Annotated in this window: 16 protein-coding genes; 7 read left to right on the forward strand and 9 right to left on the reverse strand. The window is 64.4% G+C overall.

The window, feature by feature from the left end; all coding sequences use genetic code 11:
- Nucleotides 1–75: 75 nt before the first annotated feature.
- Both ABID59_RS34775 and ABID59_RS34780 read right to left on the reverse strand, forming a co-directional pair.
- On the reverse strand, nt 76–1,470 hold the full coding sequence (locus ABID59_RS34775) for a cytochrome P450 (protein WP_354086363.1): 1,395 nt from the start codon (nt 1,468–1,470) through the stop codon (nt 76–78).
- 82 nt (nt 1,471–1,552) lie between these two features.
- Nucleotides 1,553–2,779, reverse strand: a complete 1,227-nt coding sequence (locus ABID59_RS34780) for a citrate/2-methylcitrate synthase (RefSeq protein WP_354086364.1) — start codon at nt 2,777–2,779, stop codon at nt 1,553–1,555.
- Between the two features lie 80 nt (nt 2,780–2,859).
- On the opposite strand from ABID59_RS34780, the gene ABID59_RS34785 reads away from it, so the two are divergent.
- Entirely contained in the window at nt 2,860–3,963 is a 1,104-nt protein-coding gene (locus ABID59_RS34785; RefSeq protein ID WP_354086365.1) for a citrate synthase/methylcitrate synthase, read from the forward strand.
- Between the two features lie 157 nt (nt 3,964–4,120).
- Nucleotides 4,121–5,164 (forward strand): HWE histidine kinase domain-containing protein, encoded by a 1,044-nt coding sequence (locus ABID59_RS34790; RefSeq protein ID WP_354086366.1) that lies wholly within the window; start codon nt 4,121–4,123, stop codon nt 5,162–5,164.
- On the opposite strand, the gene ABID59_RS34795 is transcribed toward ABID59_RS34790, so the two are convergent.
- Entirely contained in the window at nt 5,161–5,799 is a 639-nt protein-coding gene (locus ABID59_RS34795; protein WP_148751948.1) for a J domain-containing protein, read from the reverse strand. The two genes, ABID59_RS34790 and ABID59_RS34795, sit on opposite strands and share 4 nt — an antisense overlap.
- A gap of 188 nt (nt 5,800–5,987) precedes the next feature.
- Here ABID59_RS34795 and ABID59_RS34800 point away from each other — a divergent pair, with 188 nt between their 5' ends.
- Nucleotides 5,988–6,263 carry a BolA family protein gene (locus ABID59_RS34800; protein ID WP_148751949.1) on the forward strand — a complete coding sequence of 92 codons (276 nt, stop codon included), beginning with the start codon at nt 5,988–5,990 and terminating at the stop codon, nt 6,261–6,263.
- A gap of 119 nt (nt 6,264–6,382) precedes the next feature.
- Here ABID59_RS34800 and ABID59_RS34805 read toward each other — a convergent pair whose 3' ends face one another.
- Genes ABID59_RS34805 through ABID59_RS34815 form a run of 3 tightly spaced genes read right to left on the reverse strand, consistent with a single transcriptional unit; the run spans nt 6,383 to nt 9,501 of the window.
- Nucleotides 6,383–7,687, reverse strand: coding sequence for an HlyC/CorC family transporter (locus ABID59_RS34805; protein WP_148751950.1), 1,305 nt, complete (start codon nt 7,685–7,687; stop codon nt 6,383–6,385).
- A 21-nt stretch (nt 7,688–7,708) separates the two neighbouring features.
- A complete protein-coding gene (gene aroB / locus ABID59_RS34810) occupies nt 7,709–8,878 on the reverse strand; it encodes a 3-dehydroquinate synthase (RefSeq protein WP_354086367.1) in 1,170 nt (389 codons plus the stop codon).
- A complete protein-coding gene (locus ABID59_RS34815; RefSeq protein ID WP_354086368.1) occupies nt 8,875–9,501 on the reverse strand; it encodes a shikimate kinase in 627 nt (208 codons plus the stop codon). The genes aroB and ABID59_RS34815 overlap by 4 nt, the downstream gene beginning before the upstream one ends.
- Before the next feature lie 170 nt (nt 9,502–9,671).
- Here ABID59_RS34815 and ABID59_RS34820 point away from each other — a divergent pair, with 170 nt between their 5' ends.
- The 4 genes from ABID59_RS34820 to ABID59_RS34835 all read left to right on the forward strand — a co-directional run bounded on the left by ABID59_RS34820 (nt 9,672) and on the right by ABID59_RS34835 (nt 13,990).
- The gene (locus tag ABID59_RS34820) at nt 9,672–9,818 is read left to right on the forward strand and encodes a hypothetical protein (protein ID WP_008144572.1); all 147 of its coding nucleotides are present in this window, start codon (nt 9,672–9,674) and stop codon (nt 9,816–9,818) included.
- Nucleotides 9,819–9,835: 17 nt separating this feature from the next.
- Complete coding sequence (xerD, locus tag ABID59_RS34825; protein WP_354086369.1) at nt 9,836–10,816, forward strand: site-specific tyrosine recombinase XerD; 981 nt, start codon at nt 9,836–9,838, stop codon at nt 10,814–10,816.
- 314 nt (nt 10,817–11,130) lie between these two features.
- Nucleotides 11,131–12,093 (forward strand): acetyl-CoA carboxylase carboxyltransferase subunit alpha, encoded by a 963-nt coding sequence (locus ABID59_RS34830; RefSeq protein ID WP_354086370.1) that lies wholly within the window; start codon nt 11,131–11,133, stop codon nt 12,091–12,093.
- A 388-nt stretch (nt 12,094–12,481) separates the two neighbouring features.
- Entirely contained in the window at nt 12,482–13,990 is a 1,509-nt protein-coding gene (locus ABID59_RS34835; RefSeq protein ID WP_502916850.1) for a L,D-transpeptidase family protein, read from the forward strand.
- A 13-nt stretch (nt 13,991–14,003) separates the two neighbouring features.
- On the opposite strand, the gene ABID59_RS34840 is transcribed toward ABID59_RS34835, so the two are convergent.
- The 3 genes from ABID59_RS34840 to ABID59_RS34850 are packed head-to-tail and all read right to left on the reverse strand — an operon-like array spanning nt 14,004 to nt 16,516.
- A complete protein-coding gene (locus tag ABID59_RS34840; protein ID WP_354086372.1) occupies nt 14,004–14,699 on the reverse strand; it encodes a branched-chain amino acid ABC transporter ATP-binding protein in 696 nt (231 codons plus the stop codon).
- Nucleotides 14,692–15,426, reverse strand: coding sequence for an ABC transporter ATP-binding protein (locus tag ABID59_RS34845; RefSeq protein WP_354086373.1), 735 nt, complete (start codon nt 15,424–15,426; stop codon nt 14,692–14,694). The genes ABID59_RS34840 and ABID59_RS34845 overlap by 8 nt, the downstream gene beginning before the upstream one ends.
- Complete coding sequence (locus tag ABID59_RS34850; protein ID WP_354086374.1) at nt 15,413–16,516, reverse strand: branched-chain amino acid ABC transporter permease; 1,104 nt, start codon at nt 16,514–16,516, stop codon at nt 15,413–15,415. The genes ABID59_RS34845 and ABID59_RS34850 overlap by 14 nt, the downstream gene beginning before the upstream one ends.
- Nucleotides 16,517–16,519: the final 3 nt, after the last annotated feature.

Below are 16,519 nucleotides of genomic sequence, written 5' to 3' on the forward strand. Positions count from 1 at the left end.
GAGATCGAAGATGCTGGAAGCGTGCCCGGGGGCCGACGATACGGAAAGCAATTAAGCGCCTCTCCGGTCGCCGCGCTAAAGCGCTCTCCTCCGGATGAGTCGCATCGGCAGCCCCTTTGCGGGACGTAGCGTAATGCGCTGAAGGGGCCAGACCTCGGCGTGCGGCAGCAGCTGCATCTCGAAATGACGGGTCAAGACAGCAAGTACGATTGCAGCCTCCTGCAGGGCAAAAGACGAACCGATACAGGTCCGAGGCCCAACCCCGAAGGGCATATAGGCGAAACGTGGAATTCGGCCGCGGGCCTCCGGTAGAAACCGGGAAGGGTCGAATGCATCCGGGCGGCTCCATAGCCCGCGATGTCGATGGAGAACATAGGGCGCTATCACGATCAGAGACCGCGGCTTGACCGGGATTTCACCCAACACATCGGCATCGACCGCGGCCCGGCTGAGTGCGGCGATCGGCGGGTAGAGGCGAAGCGTTTCCTCGATCACTGCCTTAGTCACGATCAGCCGGTCGGCCAGGTCATCCCTCGGATTCGACAATTCCCGTTGTGCTTCCTCCACGACGAGCGATCGCCACTCCGGTACCTGTGAAAGCAGAAAGATCGACCAGGCGAGTGTATTGGCAGTTGTCTCATGTCCCGCCGAAAGAAAAGTGAGGATGTTCGAGCGAACCTCTGTCGGGCTGAGTTGCCGTCCGGTCGACGGATCCAGCGAACGTAACAGCAGCGTCAAAAGATCATCTGGCCCGTCGTGTGTGGCAAGGGCCGCAAGCCTTTGGTACCTCGCGTGTATGATCGTATCGATCACCGCTTCGAAGTAAGCCATCGTGTGACGCAAGCGGCGATAACCCGGACGTGGCACGAATTTGGGCACGCCGAACAGATCCAGCATCCCTATGCGGCCGATCACGCTGAAATAGGCATTCATCGCCACTCGAAATTCATCGAAGTCGCCGCCGATCCCGCCAGAAAAGATCGTGACTGCGAGCACGTTCAAAGTGACCAGAGTCATCTCTGCAGCGACGTCGACCGTGGCGCCAGGCTCCAAGCTTGTCCATCTTGCGGCCAGTCCGTTCGCGGCCGACAACATGGCCTTCGTGAAAGAGTTGACGGTTCTGCGAGCGAACACGGGTGCGAGTATTCGTCGTTGAAGCTCCCAACGCTCTCCTTCGACGCTCAACAAGCCATCGGACAGTCCAGACGAGAGAATGCGGCGTTGGATCGTATCTTTCTGATAGTTTCTTGAATTATCCATCAGCACGCGCTTGATGGCTTGGGGGTCATGAACCAGAAAAGCATCAGCGAACGGCAGGCGAAGCTTGGCTATTGGCTCCTCAAAAAAATCCGCGCTCCAGCATTCAAGCGGGTTTCGCCTCAGTTTGATTAATAGCTCGACAAATCCTGGCCGGGCTGGCGAAGGACGTGGCGCAGGCGGGCAATAGTCCAATTCGCGGCGATGTAACATGGCGCGATCAGAAGAAAAATAAGCCTGAACTGTAGCGGAACGGGAATAAGTGGCAATTGGTTCCTAGAGCCACTGGCTGTCCCTAAGCCCTCTCCACGAGCGCCGATCTCCGTCCCGGCGCCGGCCCCACATACCGTGCCCGCGGCCGGATCAGCTTGCCGAACTGCAATTGCTCGCTCGCATGCGCGATCCAGCCGACGCTGCGGGCCATGGCGAACAAAGCGAGCTCGCTGCCTCCCGGCAGGCGCAGTGCGTGCACGAGCACGGCGAGCACATAATCGATATTGACGAATTCTCCGGTCGCTTCCGCGATCCGCTCGGGCACCTCTTTGGTGAATTTGCGTGGCGCGCCGGCGCGGGCCAAGGCGTTCAGCAGCGACTTCGCGCGGGGATCGCCGCGCTTGTAGACGCCGTGGCCGAAGCCCGGAAAACGCTCACCGAGCGCAACGCGCTCGCGCACCATCGGCTCGACGTCGCGGTCGACCAGGGTCTTGACGAGTTGCGACGCCAGCACGCCGGCGCCGCCATGTTTTGGGCCTTTCAGCGCCGCGAGACCGGCGATGACGGAGTCGTAGAGATTGAGGCCGGTCGAGGCAGCGCAGCGCGCGGTGAAGGTCGAGGCATTCAGCTCGTGATCGGCCAGCAGCACCAGCGCGCGGCGGATCAGATCGGACGCGTGCTTGTTGTCGGGTGCCCAGACACGCGCGATCTGCTGATGCAGCGGCTCGGATGAAGACTCCGCATTGAGCATGGTCGCGACCAGCAGCCGGACGATGCGCGCGCCGACCATCGCGCGGCCATCGGGCGCGCGGGTGAACGCGCGGGTATCGGCGCTGCTCGCGAGCGCGAGCACCGCGATGGCGCGATCGATCGGAGCTGCGCGGCGCGCAGCCTCCGCAATCGCACACATCTCGTCGGACATCGCAGGCTGATTGTCCGGCGCGAAGGGATCGACGTCGGAGACGTCCCAGAGCAGCGTTGCGGTGTGCTCCAGCGTGTCGTTCTCGGCGAGATCGACGCAGTTGACGCCGCGGTAGATCGCGCCCGCCTCGGTGATGGTCGAGATCTCCGTGTCCATCACCGGCAGATCGGCATCGAAGCTGCGCAAGCCGCGCGGCTCCGGCGACGGCACCCGGCGCTCCTTCAGGGCGCGGACGTCCTCGGCGCGGTAGCGATTCTTGCGCGAATCCGGCGTCGGCTCGGAGCGGATCAGGCCACGGCTGACATAGGCGTAGAGGGAAGCCGGCGAGATCGCGAGCTCGGCCGCAGCTTCCCGGGCAGAGAGATAGAGACCGTCCGAATTTTTCATATTGATTAATGTAATCAAGATTGATCAATCTGTCGAGAGGTCCGATTTTCCCCTTGGGCAGTGCAAAGGAGATTTGGGCCATGAACATCCACCTCACCAAAAGCCAGATCGGGCTGGACGGCGTTCCCGCCGCCGAGACCGCGTTGAGCCATGTCGACGGCGAGCGCGGCGAGCTCATCATCGCCGGCGAGCATGTCGGCCGCCTTGCCGCCAAATCGAGCTTTGAGGGCGTCACAGCCCGGCTCTGGAACGGCGCCAGCAAGACGACCCTCACCGAAGCCAATGTCCGGGCAAGCCTGGGCGCGGCACGCGAACGTGCCTTCGCGCAGCTCTCCGAGCTCTTGCCGGCGACCCAAGGCATGGGCATCGTCGACGGCTTTCGTGCCGCGGTCGCGGGCCTGCGCGCCGAGCACGGGCTGGAGCATGAGGCCACGATCGTCGGCGCGTTTCCGGTGATCGCGGGCGCACTGGTCCGGCGCGCAAAAGAGCTCGACCCGATCGCGCCCGATCCGAACGTGAGTCACGCCGCCGATACGCTGCGCATGCTGCATGGGCGCAGCCCTGCCGCACGCGAGATCACCGCGCTCGATGCCTATCTCGTCACCGCCAGCGACCACGGCATGAACGCCTCGACCTTCACGGCGCGCGTGGTGGCCTCGACGCAGGCCGATCTGTTCGCTGCCATCACTGCCGGCTATTGCGCGCTCACCGGTCCGCTGCATGGCGGGGCGCCGGAACCGGTGCTGGAAATGCTCGATGCGATCGGCTCGCGCGAGCGGATCCAGCCCTGGGTGGATGCGGCGCTGGCGCGGGGCGAGCGGATGATGGGCTTTGGCCACCGCGTCTATCGCGTGCGCGACCCACGTGCCGACGTGCTCAAGACTGCAGTCGAGGCGCTCGCCTCTGACGGTACCGACCTGCCGTTTGCCGGCGAGGTCGAGGCCTATATCCGCGCAGCGCTGCGCAAGAGGAATCCGGAGCGGCCGCTCGAGACCAATGTCGAGTTTTTCACCGCGATCCTGCTCGATGCGCTGGCAATCCCAAGGCAGGCGTTCACGCCGATCTTCGCGGTGGCACGTTCGGCCGGCTGGACCGCACATGCGCGCGAGCAGCAACGGACGGGACGGTTGATCCGGCCGAACTCGTCATATGTGGGGGCGATGCCGGAGGCGTCCGGCAACTAGGGGCAAGGGCAAGGCGACGGCGGAGCCCCGCTCCGTCGTCGTGCCGACGAGGTTCTAATCGCTCGCTGGGTTGAGGTGGGTCTGCACGTCCCTGACGAGCGCCTTGGAACATATGCGCGTCCAGCGCATTGCCTGATCTCTCCCCGTGAGGAACGCAATGCTGGACTTGTTTGGACAAGCGGACGAGGCCAGGATTGGCCAGATCGCCGCCGGTTATGCAGCGAGCCGGGTCGAAGCGGGAGCGGATTCCGAGAGGCGGTTCCGGGACTTGCTTCAGGCGCTGCCCGCCGCGATCTACACCACCGACGCAACGGGCCGCATCACCTTCTTCAATCAAGCCTGCATCGATTTTGCCGGACGCACTCCAGAAATCGGCGAGATGTGGTGCGTGACCTGGAAGCTCTATCTGCCGGACGGCACGCCGCTCCCCCACGATGAATGCCCGATGGCTATCGCGCTCAAGCAGAACCGGCCGGTGCGCGACGTCGAGGCTGTGGCCGAACGGCCGGACGGATCGCGGATCTGCTTCATGCCATATCCGACCCCGCTGCGCGACGAACGCGGCCGACTGGTTGGCGCGGTGAACATGCTGGTCGACATCACGGCCCGTAAGCAGGCCGAGCAGCGCATGATGCTGCTCGCCTACGAGGTCGATCATCGTTCGAATAATCTGCTCGCGGTGACCCAGGCGATGCTGCGGCTGACCAAGGCCGAGACCGCGGCAGAATTCCAAGCCGCGTTTCAAGGCAGGCTTAGAGCACTTGCCAACGTGCAGAGGCTGTTCTCGGCGTCGCGCTGGACCGGTGCCAGTCTGAAGACCATCGTCGAACAGGAACTCCGGCCATACGCAAGCCCGGACGGCGAACGTGTCAGCATCGCTGGAGACGACATCCGCCTGCCGGCGACGCTCGCCCAATCGATTGCCGTCGCCGTGCACGAGCTGGCCACCAACGCCGCCAAATACGGCTCGCTGGCGACGCCAGCGGGTCGGCTGGACGTTCGCTGGGAAAGCAACGACGCAGAGCCTCTCGTGCTACGCTGGTCCGAGAGCGGCGGTCCGTGGGTCGACGAGCCGACGCGCCATGGCTTCGGAATTGGCGCCGTCGACGGTATCATCCGGACCTTGCGCGGCAGGATCACCCGGCAGTGGAAGCCGGAGGGATTGGTCTGCGAATTCGCCTTCCCCGAGCTTGTAGGTTAGGCCTCCCGCACCACCGTCTTCAGATAATTATACGCCTTGATGATCTCGATCAGGCGATCTTCGGTGGAGCGGTCGCCGCCATTGGCATCCGGGTGGTGCTGCTTCACCAGCGCCTTGTACTTGGACTTGACGTCGGCGAGCGTCGCACTTGGACCGAGGCCCATGACCTGGAGCGCCTTGCGCTCGGCGTTCATCACCTTGCGGGTTTCGACCTTGGGCTGGGCGGCCTCAGGGCCCTTCCGCCAGCCGGTGCGGCCGTTGAGCTCCGCGAACATGCTGAACGGATCGAAGGCGCCGTCGATCTCGGCTTCCGCACCCTTCTTGACGCCACCATTGGCGCCCATCTTCCAGGTCGGGCGATGGCCGGTCAGCGCGTCCTTCTGGTAGCGCGCGACCGCGTCGGCATTCATGCCGGAGAAGAAATTGTAGTTCTGATTGTACTCGCGGACGTGGTTCAGGCAGAAGTGCCAGTACTCGCGCTGGTTATCGCGTCCCTTTGGCGCGCGGTGCGCGCCCTTGTTCTGACACCCGGTCCATTCGCAGGCGACCACGGTATCGCGCGGCTTCACCTCGGGCTGCTTGCCCCGCGGCTTCACGCGGATGGAGTCGAAGAACTTTGATGAATCGATCGGCATGGCTGACTTTGACTACGCAATGCAAAAACCTTCAAGTCTTGACATTGCAATTAGCTTGGAACCCGTAGCCGAAGCTTCGCTTCGGCGTTCTTAAGAACGGCCGCCCCAGGCGGCCTATCGCTCAAGAACGGCCGCCAAGGCGGCCTATCGGCATTGACGGAGTGCGATCGCGTACCTTAATGGCAAACATGGCTACCAAAGACATTATCAGCAACAAGTTGCAGGAAGCTTTCACGCCGGAAAGCCTGCAGGTCGTCGATGAGTCACATTTGCATGAGGGCCATTCCGGCCATCGGCCGAGCGGCGAGACGCACTTTCGGGTTTATATCGTATCTCAGGCCTTCAAAGGGAAGAGCCGGGTCGACCGGCACCGTATGATAAATGCGACGCTGACCGCGGAACTTTCCGGCGGCGTGCATGCGCTGGCGATCCAAGCGCAGGCCCCGGGGGAAGGCGGAACGTAATCTCCACCGTCATGCCCCGCGCAGGCGGGGCATCCAGTACTCCGCGGCGGCAGTTCGTTCACATAATCGCGGCCGCGGAGTACTGGATCGCCCGCTTTCGCGGGCGATGACACCACGCGTCAAAACGACTTCCCTGCCCGTCGCGGCTTGGCTTCCTCCACCTCCGCGTCGCGCGGGACCGGTGAAATACGGAGTGCGGTGATACGGTTGCGTTCGCGGCGGAGGACGCGGAAGCGGAAGCCGTGGAAGGTGAAACTCTGGCCACGGTCGGGGATCGATTGCGCCTCGTGGATGACGAGGCCCGCGACCGTCGTCGCCTCTTGATCGGGCAGCCGCCAGTCCATGGCGCGGTTGAGGTCGCGGATCGGCACCGAGCCGTCGACCACCACGGAGCCGTCCGGCTGGGCCCGCACGCCGGCGACCACCACGTCGTGCTCGTCGGAGATGTCGCCGACGATCTCTTCCAGAATGTCTTCCAGCGTCACAAGACCTTCAACTTCGCCGTACTCGTCGACGACGAGCGCGAAATGGGTTTTTCGCCGGCGGAATGCCTTGAGCTGCTCGGAGACTGTGCGCATCTCGGGCACGAACCAGGGCGGCAGCGCGATGGTGGAGACATCGATGCGTGAAGTGTCGCCGTCGGCAGCGCGGATCGCGCGCAAGAGATCCTTGGCGTGGAGCACGCCGATGATGTTTTCGGGCTTCTCGCGCCAGAGCGGGATACGGGTGTATTCGGTCGCCAGCACCTCGCTCACCAACTCCTCAGCCGGCAAATCGGCGTTGATCATCATCATCTCGGTGCGATGGATCATGACATCGGAGACCTGGAGCTCGCGCAAATCAAGCAGGCCGCCGAGCATGTCGCGGTCGTGCTTTTCGACCTTGCCCTCGTGGTGCAAGAGGTCGACCGCGCCACGCAGGCGCTCGGTCGGCGACAGGATCGCCTGATGCTCGCCGGCAAGGCCGAACAGGCGCATCAGCAGGCGCACGATGACTTCCACCACCCGCAGCAGCGGCCCCAGCACGTACATCGTCAACCGCATCGGGCGCGCGACCGCGAGCGCCATCCGGTCCGGCGCGTTGATGGCGATGGTCTTGGGCAGAACTTCCGCGAAGATCACGACCAGCGCGGTCATCACGCCGGTGGCATAGAGCACACCGACATCGCCGAACCAGGCCGTGAAGATGGAGGTCGCCAGTGCCGAAGCGCTGATATTGGCGATGTTGTTGCCGAGCAGCAGCGCGCCGATCAGGCGCTCGCGCATGTCGAGCAGTTGCGAGACCACGTCGGCGTCGCGATTACCCTGCCTGGAGAGCCGCAGCATGCTGGCGCGCGAGGCGCCGGTCAGCGCGGTCTCGCTCGCGGCGAAGAAGCCCGAGACGAGCAGGCAGATAATGACGATGGTGAAGCCGAGCCAGTCCATGAACCACTCTGGTTCCTTGTTTTAGCGCCGTTCAGCAGCGTCTCGCGCCTTGAGGGCGAGCTTGTTCTGCAGGAAGTCGCGCACCGGCGCCGGCTCGACATCCTTGGCGATGACGGCACGCCCGACGGCCTCCAGCAGGATGAAGGTGAGCTTGCCGCGCTTGACCTTCTTGTCCTGTGCCATCAGCGCCATCAGCGCGTCAGCATCCGCGAGGCCTTCCTGCGCGAAGCCGGCGATGTCCTGCAGGCGGGTCGGCAGGCCGGCCTCGATGAGATGCCGCTCGACGCGGGCCGCGTCGGCCTCGCCGATCATGCCGAGACTTGCGGAAAACTGTGCCGCCAGGGTCATGCCGATCGCAACGCCCTCGCCGTGAAACAGGCGATCAGAGAAACCGGTTGCGGCTTCCAGCGCATGGCCGAAGGTGTGTCCAAGATTGAGCAGCGCGCGCTCGCCAGTCTCACGCTCGTCGCGCGAGACGACACCCGCCTTGGCGCGGCAGGAGGTCGCGATGGCGTGCTCGCGCGCCGAGCCGCCCTTGAAGATGTCCGCGTGGTTCTTCTCCAGCCAGGTGAAGAAGGCCTCGTCGCCGAGCACGCCGTATTTGGCGACCTCGGCATAGCCGGCACGGAATTGCCTCGGCGACAGCGTGTCGAGCACGGCGGTGTCGGCGATCACCAGCACCGGCTGGTGGAACGCGCCAAGCAGGTTCTTGCCCTGCGGCGAGTTGATGCCGGTCTTGCCGCCGACGGAGGAATCGACCTGCGCCAGCAGCGAGGTCGGCACCTGCACGAAATCGACGCCACGGCGCAGGATCGCCGCCGCAAAGCCGGCGAGATCGCCGACGACGCCGCCGCCGAGCGCGATGACGAGATCGTTGCGCTCGATCTTTGCGGCGATCAGGGCTTCGCTGACCTTTTGCAGACCCGCATAGGTCTTGGAGATCTCGCCTTCCTCGACCACGACGCGCGAGGTCGGAATGCCGGCAGCGGCGAGCGAGGCCTCGGTCGGCTCGAGCCAGTATTTTGCAACGGTGCGATCGGTGACAACAGCCGTGCGCACGCCGGGGCGCAAAGCGGCGACCCGCTCGCCGAGCGAGGACAGCACGCCGCGGCCGATGACGATGTCGTAGGCGCGATTCTCCAGCGCGACATCGACATTGACAGGGTCGGAATGCTTTGGGGGCGCGGTCATCGAACGGCACTCGCGACGTCGGCTGGAGGTTGAGACGCGCTCTCGCCGCAAAGATGGGCCCGCAGCCCCTCGATGGTCTCGTCGACGATTCTGTCGTGCGGCACATCGCGCGAGGCGATGGTGAGATCGGCCTTGCCATAGACCGGCTCGCGCTCGGTGAGCAGGCGCGTCACGGTTCCCTCGGGGTCGGGGGTCTGAAGCAGAGGCCGGTCGGCGCGGCGGCGCACGCGGCGCATGATGACGTCGTGATCGGCCCTCAGCCAGATCGAGATCGCCTTTGCCGCGATGCGGCTCCGCGTCTCCTCGCGCATGAAGGCGCCGCCGCCGGTCGCCAGCACGATCGGCCCGCCCTCGAGCAGGCGCGCGATCACGCGGGCCTCGCCGTCACGGAAATAGGGCTCTCCGTGGGCTGCAAAGATTTCCGGGATGGTCATACCGGCGTGGGCCACCTCGATTTCGACGTCGGCATCGAGAAATCGCAGGCCAAGCCGCGTCGCCAATCGCCGGCCGATGGTCGATTTGCCGACGCCCATCATGCCGACCAGCACGATCGAACGTGCCCCCAGCGCCGACAGGATGTCGGCCTCAGGGCTCGCTTGTGCTGGCAACGCGGCGTCGGACATTGGATCTTGCTCTGGATCTCGCTCAATCTGCCGCCAAAGGCGGCATCCTGGCCACGTATACGACCACCCCGGGGCCCTCGCCAGAGGACTCTTGCCACGAAACGGCGAACATGTTGGATGATTTCATTGGTTAATTTGCCCGTTTGAGACCCTCGTCGAGACCTTGCCCGATGCCCAGCCTGTTCCGCTTCCTGACGGTCGTCGCCGTGCTCGCCGGCATCGTCTATGGCGTGGTGTTCGCGCTGGCCAACTTCGTCAATCCGAAGCCGCGGGAAATGACGGTGACGATCCCGCCGGATAAATTTCTCAAGAAATAGGAGCTAGCCTCCGGGGCATGCGCAAATCCTCCGCCAGCAAGCCCTCCGACGCCAAGCTCACCGGCCTGTTCCTCGACATGCTCGCGGCGGAACAGGGCGCCGGCCCCAACACGCTCGACGCCTATCGCCGCGACCTCGCCGATTTCTCCGAGTTTCTCGGCCGCGCCGGCCACAGCTTTGTGGACGCCGAAACGCAAACACTCCGCGACTATCTTGGCGACCTCGATGCGCGCGGCTTCAAATCCTCCAGCGTCGCACGGCGGCTGTCGGCGATGCGGCACCTGTTCCGCTTTCTCCTGAATGAACGCATCAGAACTGAGGATCCCGCGGCGATCCTGTCCGGGCCCAAGCGCGGCCGCGGCCTGCCAAAGGTGCTGTCGATCGCCGATGTCGACCGCATGCTCCGCCGCGCCAAGGAGATGAGCGAGGCGGCGGACGCCTCGCCGTCACAGCGATTGCGCGCTTTGCGGCTCTACTGCCTGCTCGAGGTGCTCTATGCGACGGGCCTGCGCGTCTCCGAGCTGGTGTCGCTGCCGCGCACGGCGGCCAAGCGCGACGCCCGCATGATCGTGGTGCGCGGCAAAGGCGACAAGGAACGGCTGGTGCCGCTCAATGAGGCCTCGCGGCAGGCGATGGCGGATTATCTCAGCGCGACGGAGGCGGCCAAGGAGAACAAAAAGGGCGAGACGAAGGGCAGTGTCGCGACCATGAAATGGCTGTTCCCCTCGTTCGGCGAGAGCGGGCATCTGACGCGGCAGCATTTTGCCCGCGACCTCAAGGAGCTCGCGGTGGCTTCGGGGCTTCAGGCGCGGCTGGTCTCCCCGCACGTGCTGCGCCACGCCTTTGCCAGCCACCTGCTGCACAACGGCGCGGATCTGCGCATCGTGCAGACCCTGCTCGGCCATACCGACATCTCGACGACCCAGATCTATACCCACGTGGTCGAGGAGCGGCTGAAAAGCCTGGTGCGCGATCTGCATCCGCTGGCGGAGAAGTAAGGAGGTCTCGTGCCCCGGACGCGGCGCAACGTGAAACGATGCGACGCAGAGCCGGGGCCATGCTCGCTGGGTCCCGGCTCTGCGCGGCAGCGCTATAGAAGCGCTGCAGCGCGTCCGGGACACGAGATCCGGTCGGGACGACAGCCGCGAAACCGCCTTGACTTCGGCCACATCTCCGCAGAAAGAGCCGTGGCCTCATTCGCGATTTGGCGCGCCCCCGGGAGCGCACAAGTCAAGTGCTTGAAGAAGCTACACTTCTTTATGAGAAGCCAACCTCGCTTCGCCTCTCCGCCCCGTCCCTCTATATTGAGTTGATGCCAGACCAGATGCGCAGCTATCTCGACTTCGAAAAGCCCGTCGCCGAGCTCGACTCCAAGGTCGACGAGCTCAGGACGTTAGCTGCCTCCGGCACTGACATCGCCGAGGAGATCGGACGGATCGAGGACAAGGCGGCGCAGGCGCTGGCCGACCTCTATCAGAACCTGACGCCGTGGCAGAAGACGCTGGTCGCGCGGCATCCGCAGCGGCCGCATTTCAACGACTTCATCAAGGGCCTGATCACCGAATTCACCCCGCTCGCCGGCGACCGCAAATTCGGCGAGGACGAGGCGCTGGTCGCGGGCTTCGGCCGCTTCCGCGGCGAAGCGATCTGCGTGATGGGCCAGGAAAAGGGCGATTCCACCGAGAGCCGCATCAAGCACAACTTTGGCATGGCGCGGCCGGAAGGCTACCGCAAATGCGTGCGGCTGATGGAGATGGCAGAGCGGTTCGGCCTGCCGGTGCTGTCGCTCGCCGATTCCGCCGGCGCCTATCCCGGCATCGGCGCCGAGGAGCGTGGCCAGGCCGAGGCGATCGCGCGCTCGACCGATGCCTGCATGGCGCTGACCGTGCCGAATGTCGCCATCATCACCGGCGAGGGCATGTCGGGCGGCGCGATTGCGATCACCACCGCCAACAAGGTGCTGATGCTGGAGCACGCGATCTACAGCGTGATCTCGCCGGAAGCCGCCTCCTCCATCCTCTGGCGCGACGGCAGCAAGGCGCAGGAAGCCGCCAACAACATGAAGATCACCGCCCAGGACATGCTGCGCTTCGGGGTGATCGACAGTATTCTGAAGGAGCCGGTCGGCGGCGCCCACCGCGACCCCGCCGCCATGATCGCCACCACGGGCGACGCCATCGCCAAGGCGTTCGACGACCTGCGAGGCCTGGACGGCGACGCGATCCGCAAGCAGCGCCGGCAGAAATTCCTCGATATCGGTCGGAAACTGGGTTGATTCGGCCCACCAGCCGGTCGGACGGCAGGGAATGGTGGGCACGCTTTTCGCTTTGCCCACCCTACTGGGCCTCGCCCGGACCGCCCCGATAACCCCGCATTAACCCTTTTTTTGCCCAAATCGGCGATCTCAGTAGTGGTTTGGCTGCAAAGCCCAATTCAGTCCCAGTTCCGGCCCAGTTTAAGTCTCTGTTGACCACGCCTGTCGGCCAACGGGCTCGTGATCCCCGGTCGGGTTGCGACCCCCAGGCGCGGAGGTTAGAATTTTAATCAATGGCTTCAGGGCATCAGCGCTGGGGCTTGGTCTGAATCAAGTCCGGACATCCGGTCAGGCCATGCTTCAAAGATCGGGGTTCGCGCTTCTTGCCCGGAACGTTGTGGGGTTCGTCTTGACTGCTAGCTCGCTTGCTCGTGCGCTTTTGGCTTCGGTCGCGCTTGCCGCCAGCATTGTGCTGGCCGGCTGCGACACCGACCAGGTCTCGCTCGCGACCAACGCCAAGGCCAACCAGCCGGTCTCGCCAAAGCTCGTCGCCGCGATGGGCGAGAAGGACATGGATCTGCAATCGCCGATCCTGATCCGCCTGTTCAAGTCGGAGGCCGAGCTCGAGATCTGGAAGCAGACCCGCTCCGGCCAGTTCGCACTGCTCAAGACCTATCCGATCTGCCGCTGGTCGGGCGACCTCGGTCCGAAGGTGCGCGAAGGCGATCGCCAGGCGCCAGAAGGATTCTACTCGATCAATCCGAGCCAGATGAATCCGCAGTCGGCCTATTACCTCTCGTTCAACACCGGCTTCCCCAACGCGTTCGACAAGGCGCTCGGCCGTACCGGCTCGCAGCTGATGGTGCATGGCGATTGCTCGTCGCGCGGCTGCTACGCGATGACGGACGAGCAGATCGCGGAGATCTATTCGTTGGGGCGCGAGTCCTTCTTCGGCGGCCAGAAGGCGTTCCAGTTCCAGGCGTATCCGTTCAAGATGACGCCGGTGAACATGGCCAAGCACCGCAACAATCCGAACATGGCCTTCTGGAAGATGATCAAGGAAGGCTATGATCATTTCGAGGTGACGCGGCAGGAGCCGAAGGTCGACTTCTGCGAGAAGAAGTACGTGTTCGATGCCGCGAAGGCACCCGATGCCAAGCGCGATCCCGTGTTCGATGCCTCGGCGAAGTGCCCGGCCTATGTGATCCCCGAGGACATCGCCAGCGCCGTGCGCGAGAAAGAGCAGCGCGACGAGGCCGAATACAACAAGCTCGTCTCCAAGGGTACGCCGGTGGCGCGCATGAACACCGGTATCGACGGCGGCATGAACAAGATCTTTGCCGCGAAGATTCCGGAAGGCTCGACCGGCCTGTCGGAAGGCGCCGAAGGCAATACGCTGCAGATGCTGGCGATGTCGAAGGCGCCGGGCACGATCCCAGGCACCGTCAACCCACCGAAGCCGAACCTCGAGCCCGCCGCGGCAGCTCCGCAGCAAGAACCTGTCGTTGCGGTCGCACCCGCGACCAACACCCGCGTCGCCTCGGCCGAGAAATCCGGCGGCTTCTTCTCCAATCTCGGCCGCAAGATGGGCCTCGGCACTGCGGACACGACGGCGACCGCCTCAGCGCCGCAAGCGACCGCGTCGGTGACCCCCGCGCCCGCAGCGCCGAGCACGGCCTCCAGGCTGAAAGCCGCAGTAACGCGGTTCGTGCCCGGCCACGACAAGTCCAAGGATAATGCTGTGGCGGCCGCAAAGCCCGTTGAGCCGGCAAAGCCTGCCGAGACCAAGGTTGCAGCAACGCGGCCCGCGCTGAAACCGTCGGTGAGAGATAGTGCGGCTGACGGCGCGCAGATGGCCGGTGCAGCACCTGTGGTGTCGTCGAACTCGTTCGACAGCCGGTTTGGCGCGGTGAAGTAAGCGGGCTTTTCGCTTACGGCGCCAGATACCGCATCAATTCCGGATTGCCCCTCACCTCGCCGGCCGCGCCTTGCAGCGCGACCCTTCCGCGGTCGAGCACGTAGGCGTAGTCGGCGACGCGCAGCGCGAGGTCGAGGTGCTGCTCGACGATGATGACGGCGATCTCTTTCGCAAGCTCGATCAGGCGCTCGGTGATCTCCTCGATCACGCCGATCCAGACGCCTTCGGTCGGCTCGTCCAGCAGCAGCAGTTTTGGATCGCCGAGCATGGCGCGGCCGATCGCGAGCATCTTACGCTCGCCGCCGGAGAGCGTGCCGGCAGGCTGGTCGAGGCGCTGGCCGAGTTTCGGAAAGATGGCCAGCACGCGGTCGACGGCGGTGGCATCCTTGTTGAGGAGCGAGCCGACGGCGAGATTGTCGCGCACAGAGAGGCGCGCGAACACCGAATGCTCCTGCGGCACGTAGCCGATGCCGGCGCGGACGCGCTCCTCGGGCCGGCGGCGGCTGATGTCGCGGCCATCGAAGCCGACCTCGCCCTTCCACGCCGGCAATTCGCCGACGATGGTCTTCATCAGCGTGGTCTTGCCCGCGCCATTGCGCCCGAGCACCGCGACGCCGCCGCGCCAGGGAATGCCGAGATTGACGTCGAACAGGACCTGGCTGCGGCCATAGCCGGCGTCGAGATGCTTGATGTCCAAAAATTCAGGCACGGCGCAGATAAATCTCCTGAACGGATTTGTTGGCCTGGATCTCGGACACGGTGCCCGATGCCAGCACCTTGCCCTGGTCGAGCACGGTGAGGCGATCGCAGATGTCGCGGATGAAATCGAGGTCGTGCTCGACGATGACGAGCGAGCAATGCCGCTTGATCGGCTGCAGCAATTCGCCGGTGACGCGACGCTCCTCCAGGCTCATGCCGCCGGTCGGCTCGTCCAGCAAAAGGAGTTTGGGTTTGCCGGCGAGCGCCATCGCGATCTCCAGCCATTGCTGCTGGCCGTGCGACAGCGCGGCCGCCGCATCGAAGGCACGGTCGGCGAGACGGAACTGCGTCAGCATGGTCATGACCTGATCATGCAGCGCATTCCTGGTGCGCGAGAACACGAGGTCAAGCAGCGAGGACTGCGCCTGCAGCGCGAGAAGGATGTTGTCGTAGAGCGTCAGCGACGGCAGCACGCTCGTGATCTGGAATTTCAGGCTCATGCCGGCCCGCGCCCGCTCGGTCGGCGTGAACGCTGTGATGTCGGTGTTGACGAAGCTCACCTTGCCTTGTGTCGGCACCTCGGCGCCGGCAATGCACTTCATCAGCGTGCTCTTGCCGGAGCCGTTCGGGCCGATCAGGCCGTGAAACTCGTTCTCGCCGACGGTGAGTGCTGCGTCATCAAGCGCGGTGAGCTTGCCGAATATCTTTGAGATGCCCGCGGCTTCAAGAAGCGGCATTGCGCTTCTCCTTAGTCTCCTTGGGCTTGGCACCGAAGCTGCCGACCCGCTCGCGCTCGCCGAGGACAAAACTGATCAGGCCGAGCGGCCGGAACAGGATCACGAGCAGCAGCAACAGTCCCAGAATGATCGGCCAGATGTCGCGATAATTGTCCGACAGCCAGAAGCTGACGCCCTCGACGATGACCGCGCCGATGACAGCACCGATCAGCGTGCCCGAGCCGCCGAACAGCACGTAGAGCACCACCTGCGTCGAGACCACGACGCCGACCATATTGGGCCAGACAAAACCTTCGTGGAACGCATAAAGGCTCCCGGCGAGCCCTGCGATGGCGCCGCCGATCGCAAAGATGATCGCCTTCAGATGCTGCACCTTGTAGCCGAAGAAGGCGATGCGCTGCTCGTTCTCGCGCAGGCCCGCAAGCGCGAGACCGAACTGCGAGCGCATCAGGAAGCGGCAGAGCAGGTAGACGACGATGAGGATGCCGAGGACGAGATAATAGAACGCCGGTCCTTCCGAGAATTCGTAACCGCCGAGCGTCATCGGCGCAATCGAAGGAATGCCGTTCTGGCCGCCGAGATAATACCAGCCGCGTGCAAGGCGATCGGCAGCGTAGGAGCCGGTCAGTGTGCCGAGCGACACGAAGATCACGCTGGAGGGGTGCCGGCCCAGCAGCAGGAAGCCGCCGAGCAGCAACGCGAAGGTGAGGCCGATCAGCGTGCCCGCAGGCAGCACCAGGAAGATGTTGGTGATATCCAGATCGCGCGCGAGCAGCGCGACACCATAGCCGGCCGAGCCGAAAAACAGGGCCTGGCCAAAGCTCATGATGCCGGCATAGCCCCAGACCAGGTCGAACGACAGCGCGAACAGCGCCAGGATGATCACGCGCGTTGCAAACACCGTGAGGTAGTCCTGCAGCACAAATGGCGCGACGAGCGCGGCGACGAGCGCCACGCCCTCTACGAATGGCAGGATCTTTCGTTCCGCGGCAGCTTGCGCCGCCGTTTCGCGTTCAGCCATTGCCACGTCCGTCTCCCCGCCAATCTCGGCGGGGATCACCTGTTTCACTGCGCCCATCGACTTCGGCATTTG

Source organism: Bradyrhizobium sp. S3.3.6 (assembly GCF_040546905.1).
GTDB classification, from domain to species: domain Bacteria; phylum Pseudomonadota; class Alphaproteobacteria; order Rhizobiales; family Xanthobacteraceae; genus Bradyrhizobium; species Bradyrhizobium cytisi.

Excerpts from the sequence above, each read along its gene's own strand:
- ABID59_RS34785 (WP_354086365.1), top strand. The coding sequence starts at position 2,860 with ATGAACATCCACCTCACCAAAAGCCAGATCGGGCTGGACGGCGTTCCC.
- ABID59_RS34850 (WP_354086374.1), bottom strand. The coding sequence starts at position 16,516 with ATGCCGAAGTCGATGGGCGCAGTGAAACAGGTGATCCCCGCCGAGATT.
- ABID59_RS34780 (WP_354086364.1), bottom strand. The coding sequence starts at position 2,779 with ATGAAAAATTCGGACGGTCTCTATCTCTCTGCCCGGGAAGCTGCGGCC.
- ABID59_RS34800 (WP_148751949.1), top strand. The coding sequence starts at position 5,988 with ATGGCTACCAAAGACATTATCAGCAACAAGTTGCAGGAAGCTTTCACG.
- ABID59_RS34790 (WP_354086366.1), top strand. The coding sequence starts at position 4,121 with ATGCTGGACTTGTTTGGACAAGCGGACGAGGCCAGGATTGGCCAGATC.
- ABID59_RS34815 (WP_354086368.1), bottom strand. The coding sequence starts at position 9,501 with ATGTCCGACGCCGCGTTGCCAGCACAAGCGAGCCCTGAGGCCGACATC.
- ABID59_RS34845 (WP_354086373.1), bottom strand. The coding sequence starts at position 15,426 with ATGCCGCTTCTTGAAGCCGCGGGCATCTCAAAGATATTCGGCAAGCTC.
- xerD (WP_354086369.1), top strand. The coding sequence starts at position 9,836 with ATGCGCAAATCCTCCGCCAGCAAGCCCTCCGACGCCAAGCTCACCGGC.
- ABID59_RS34775 (WP_354086363.1), bottom strand. The coding sequence starts at position 1,470 with ATGTTACATCGCCGCGAATTGGACTATTGCCCGCCTGCGCCACGTCCT.
- aroB (WP_354086367.1), bottom strand. The coding sequence starts at position 8,878 with ATGACCGCGCCCCCAAAGCATTCCGACCCTGTCAATGTCGATGTCGCG.
- ABID59_RS34795 (WP_148751948.1), bottom strand. The coding sequence starts at position 5,799 with ATGCCGATCGATTCATCAAAGTTCTTCGACTCCATCCGCGTGAAGCCG.
- ABID59_RS34805 (WP_148751950.1), bottom strand. The coding sequence starts at position 7,687 with ATGGACTGGCTCGGCTTCACCATCGTCATTATCTGCCTGCTCGTCTCG.
- ABID59_RS34820 (WP_008144572.1), top strand. The coding sequence starts at position 9,672 with ATGCCCAGCCTGTTCCGCTTCCTGACGGTCGTCGCCGTGCTCGCCGGC.
- ABID59_RS34830 (WP_354086370.1), top strand. The coding sequence starts at position 11,131 with ATGCCAGACCAGATGCGCAGCTATCTCGACTTCGAAAAGCCCGTCGCC.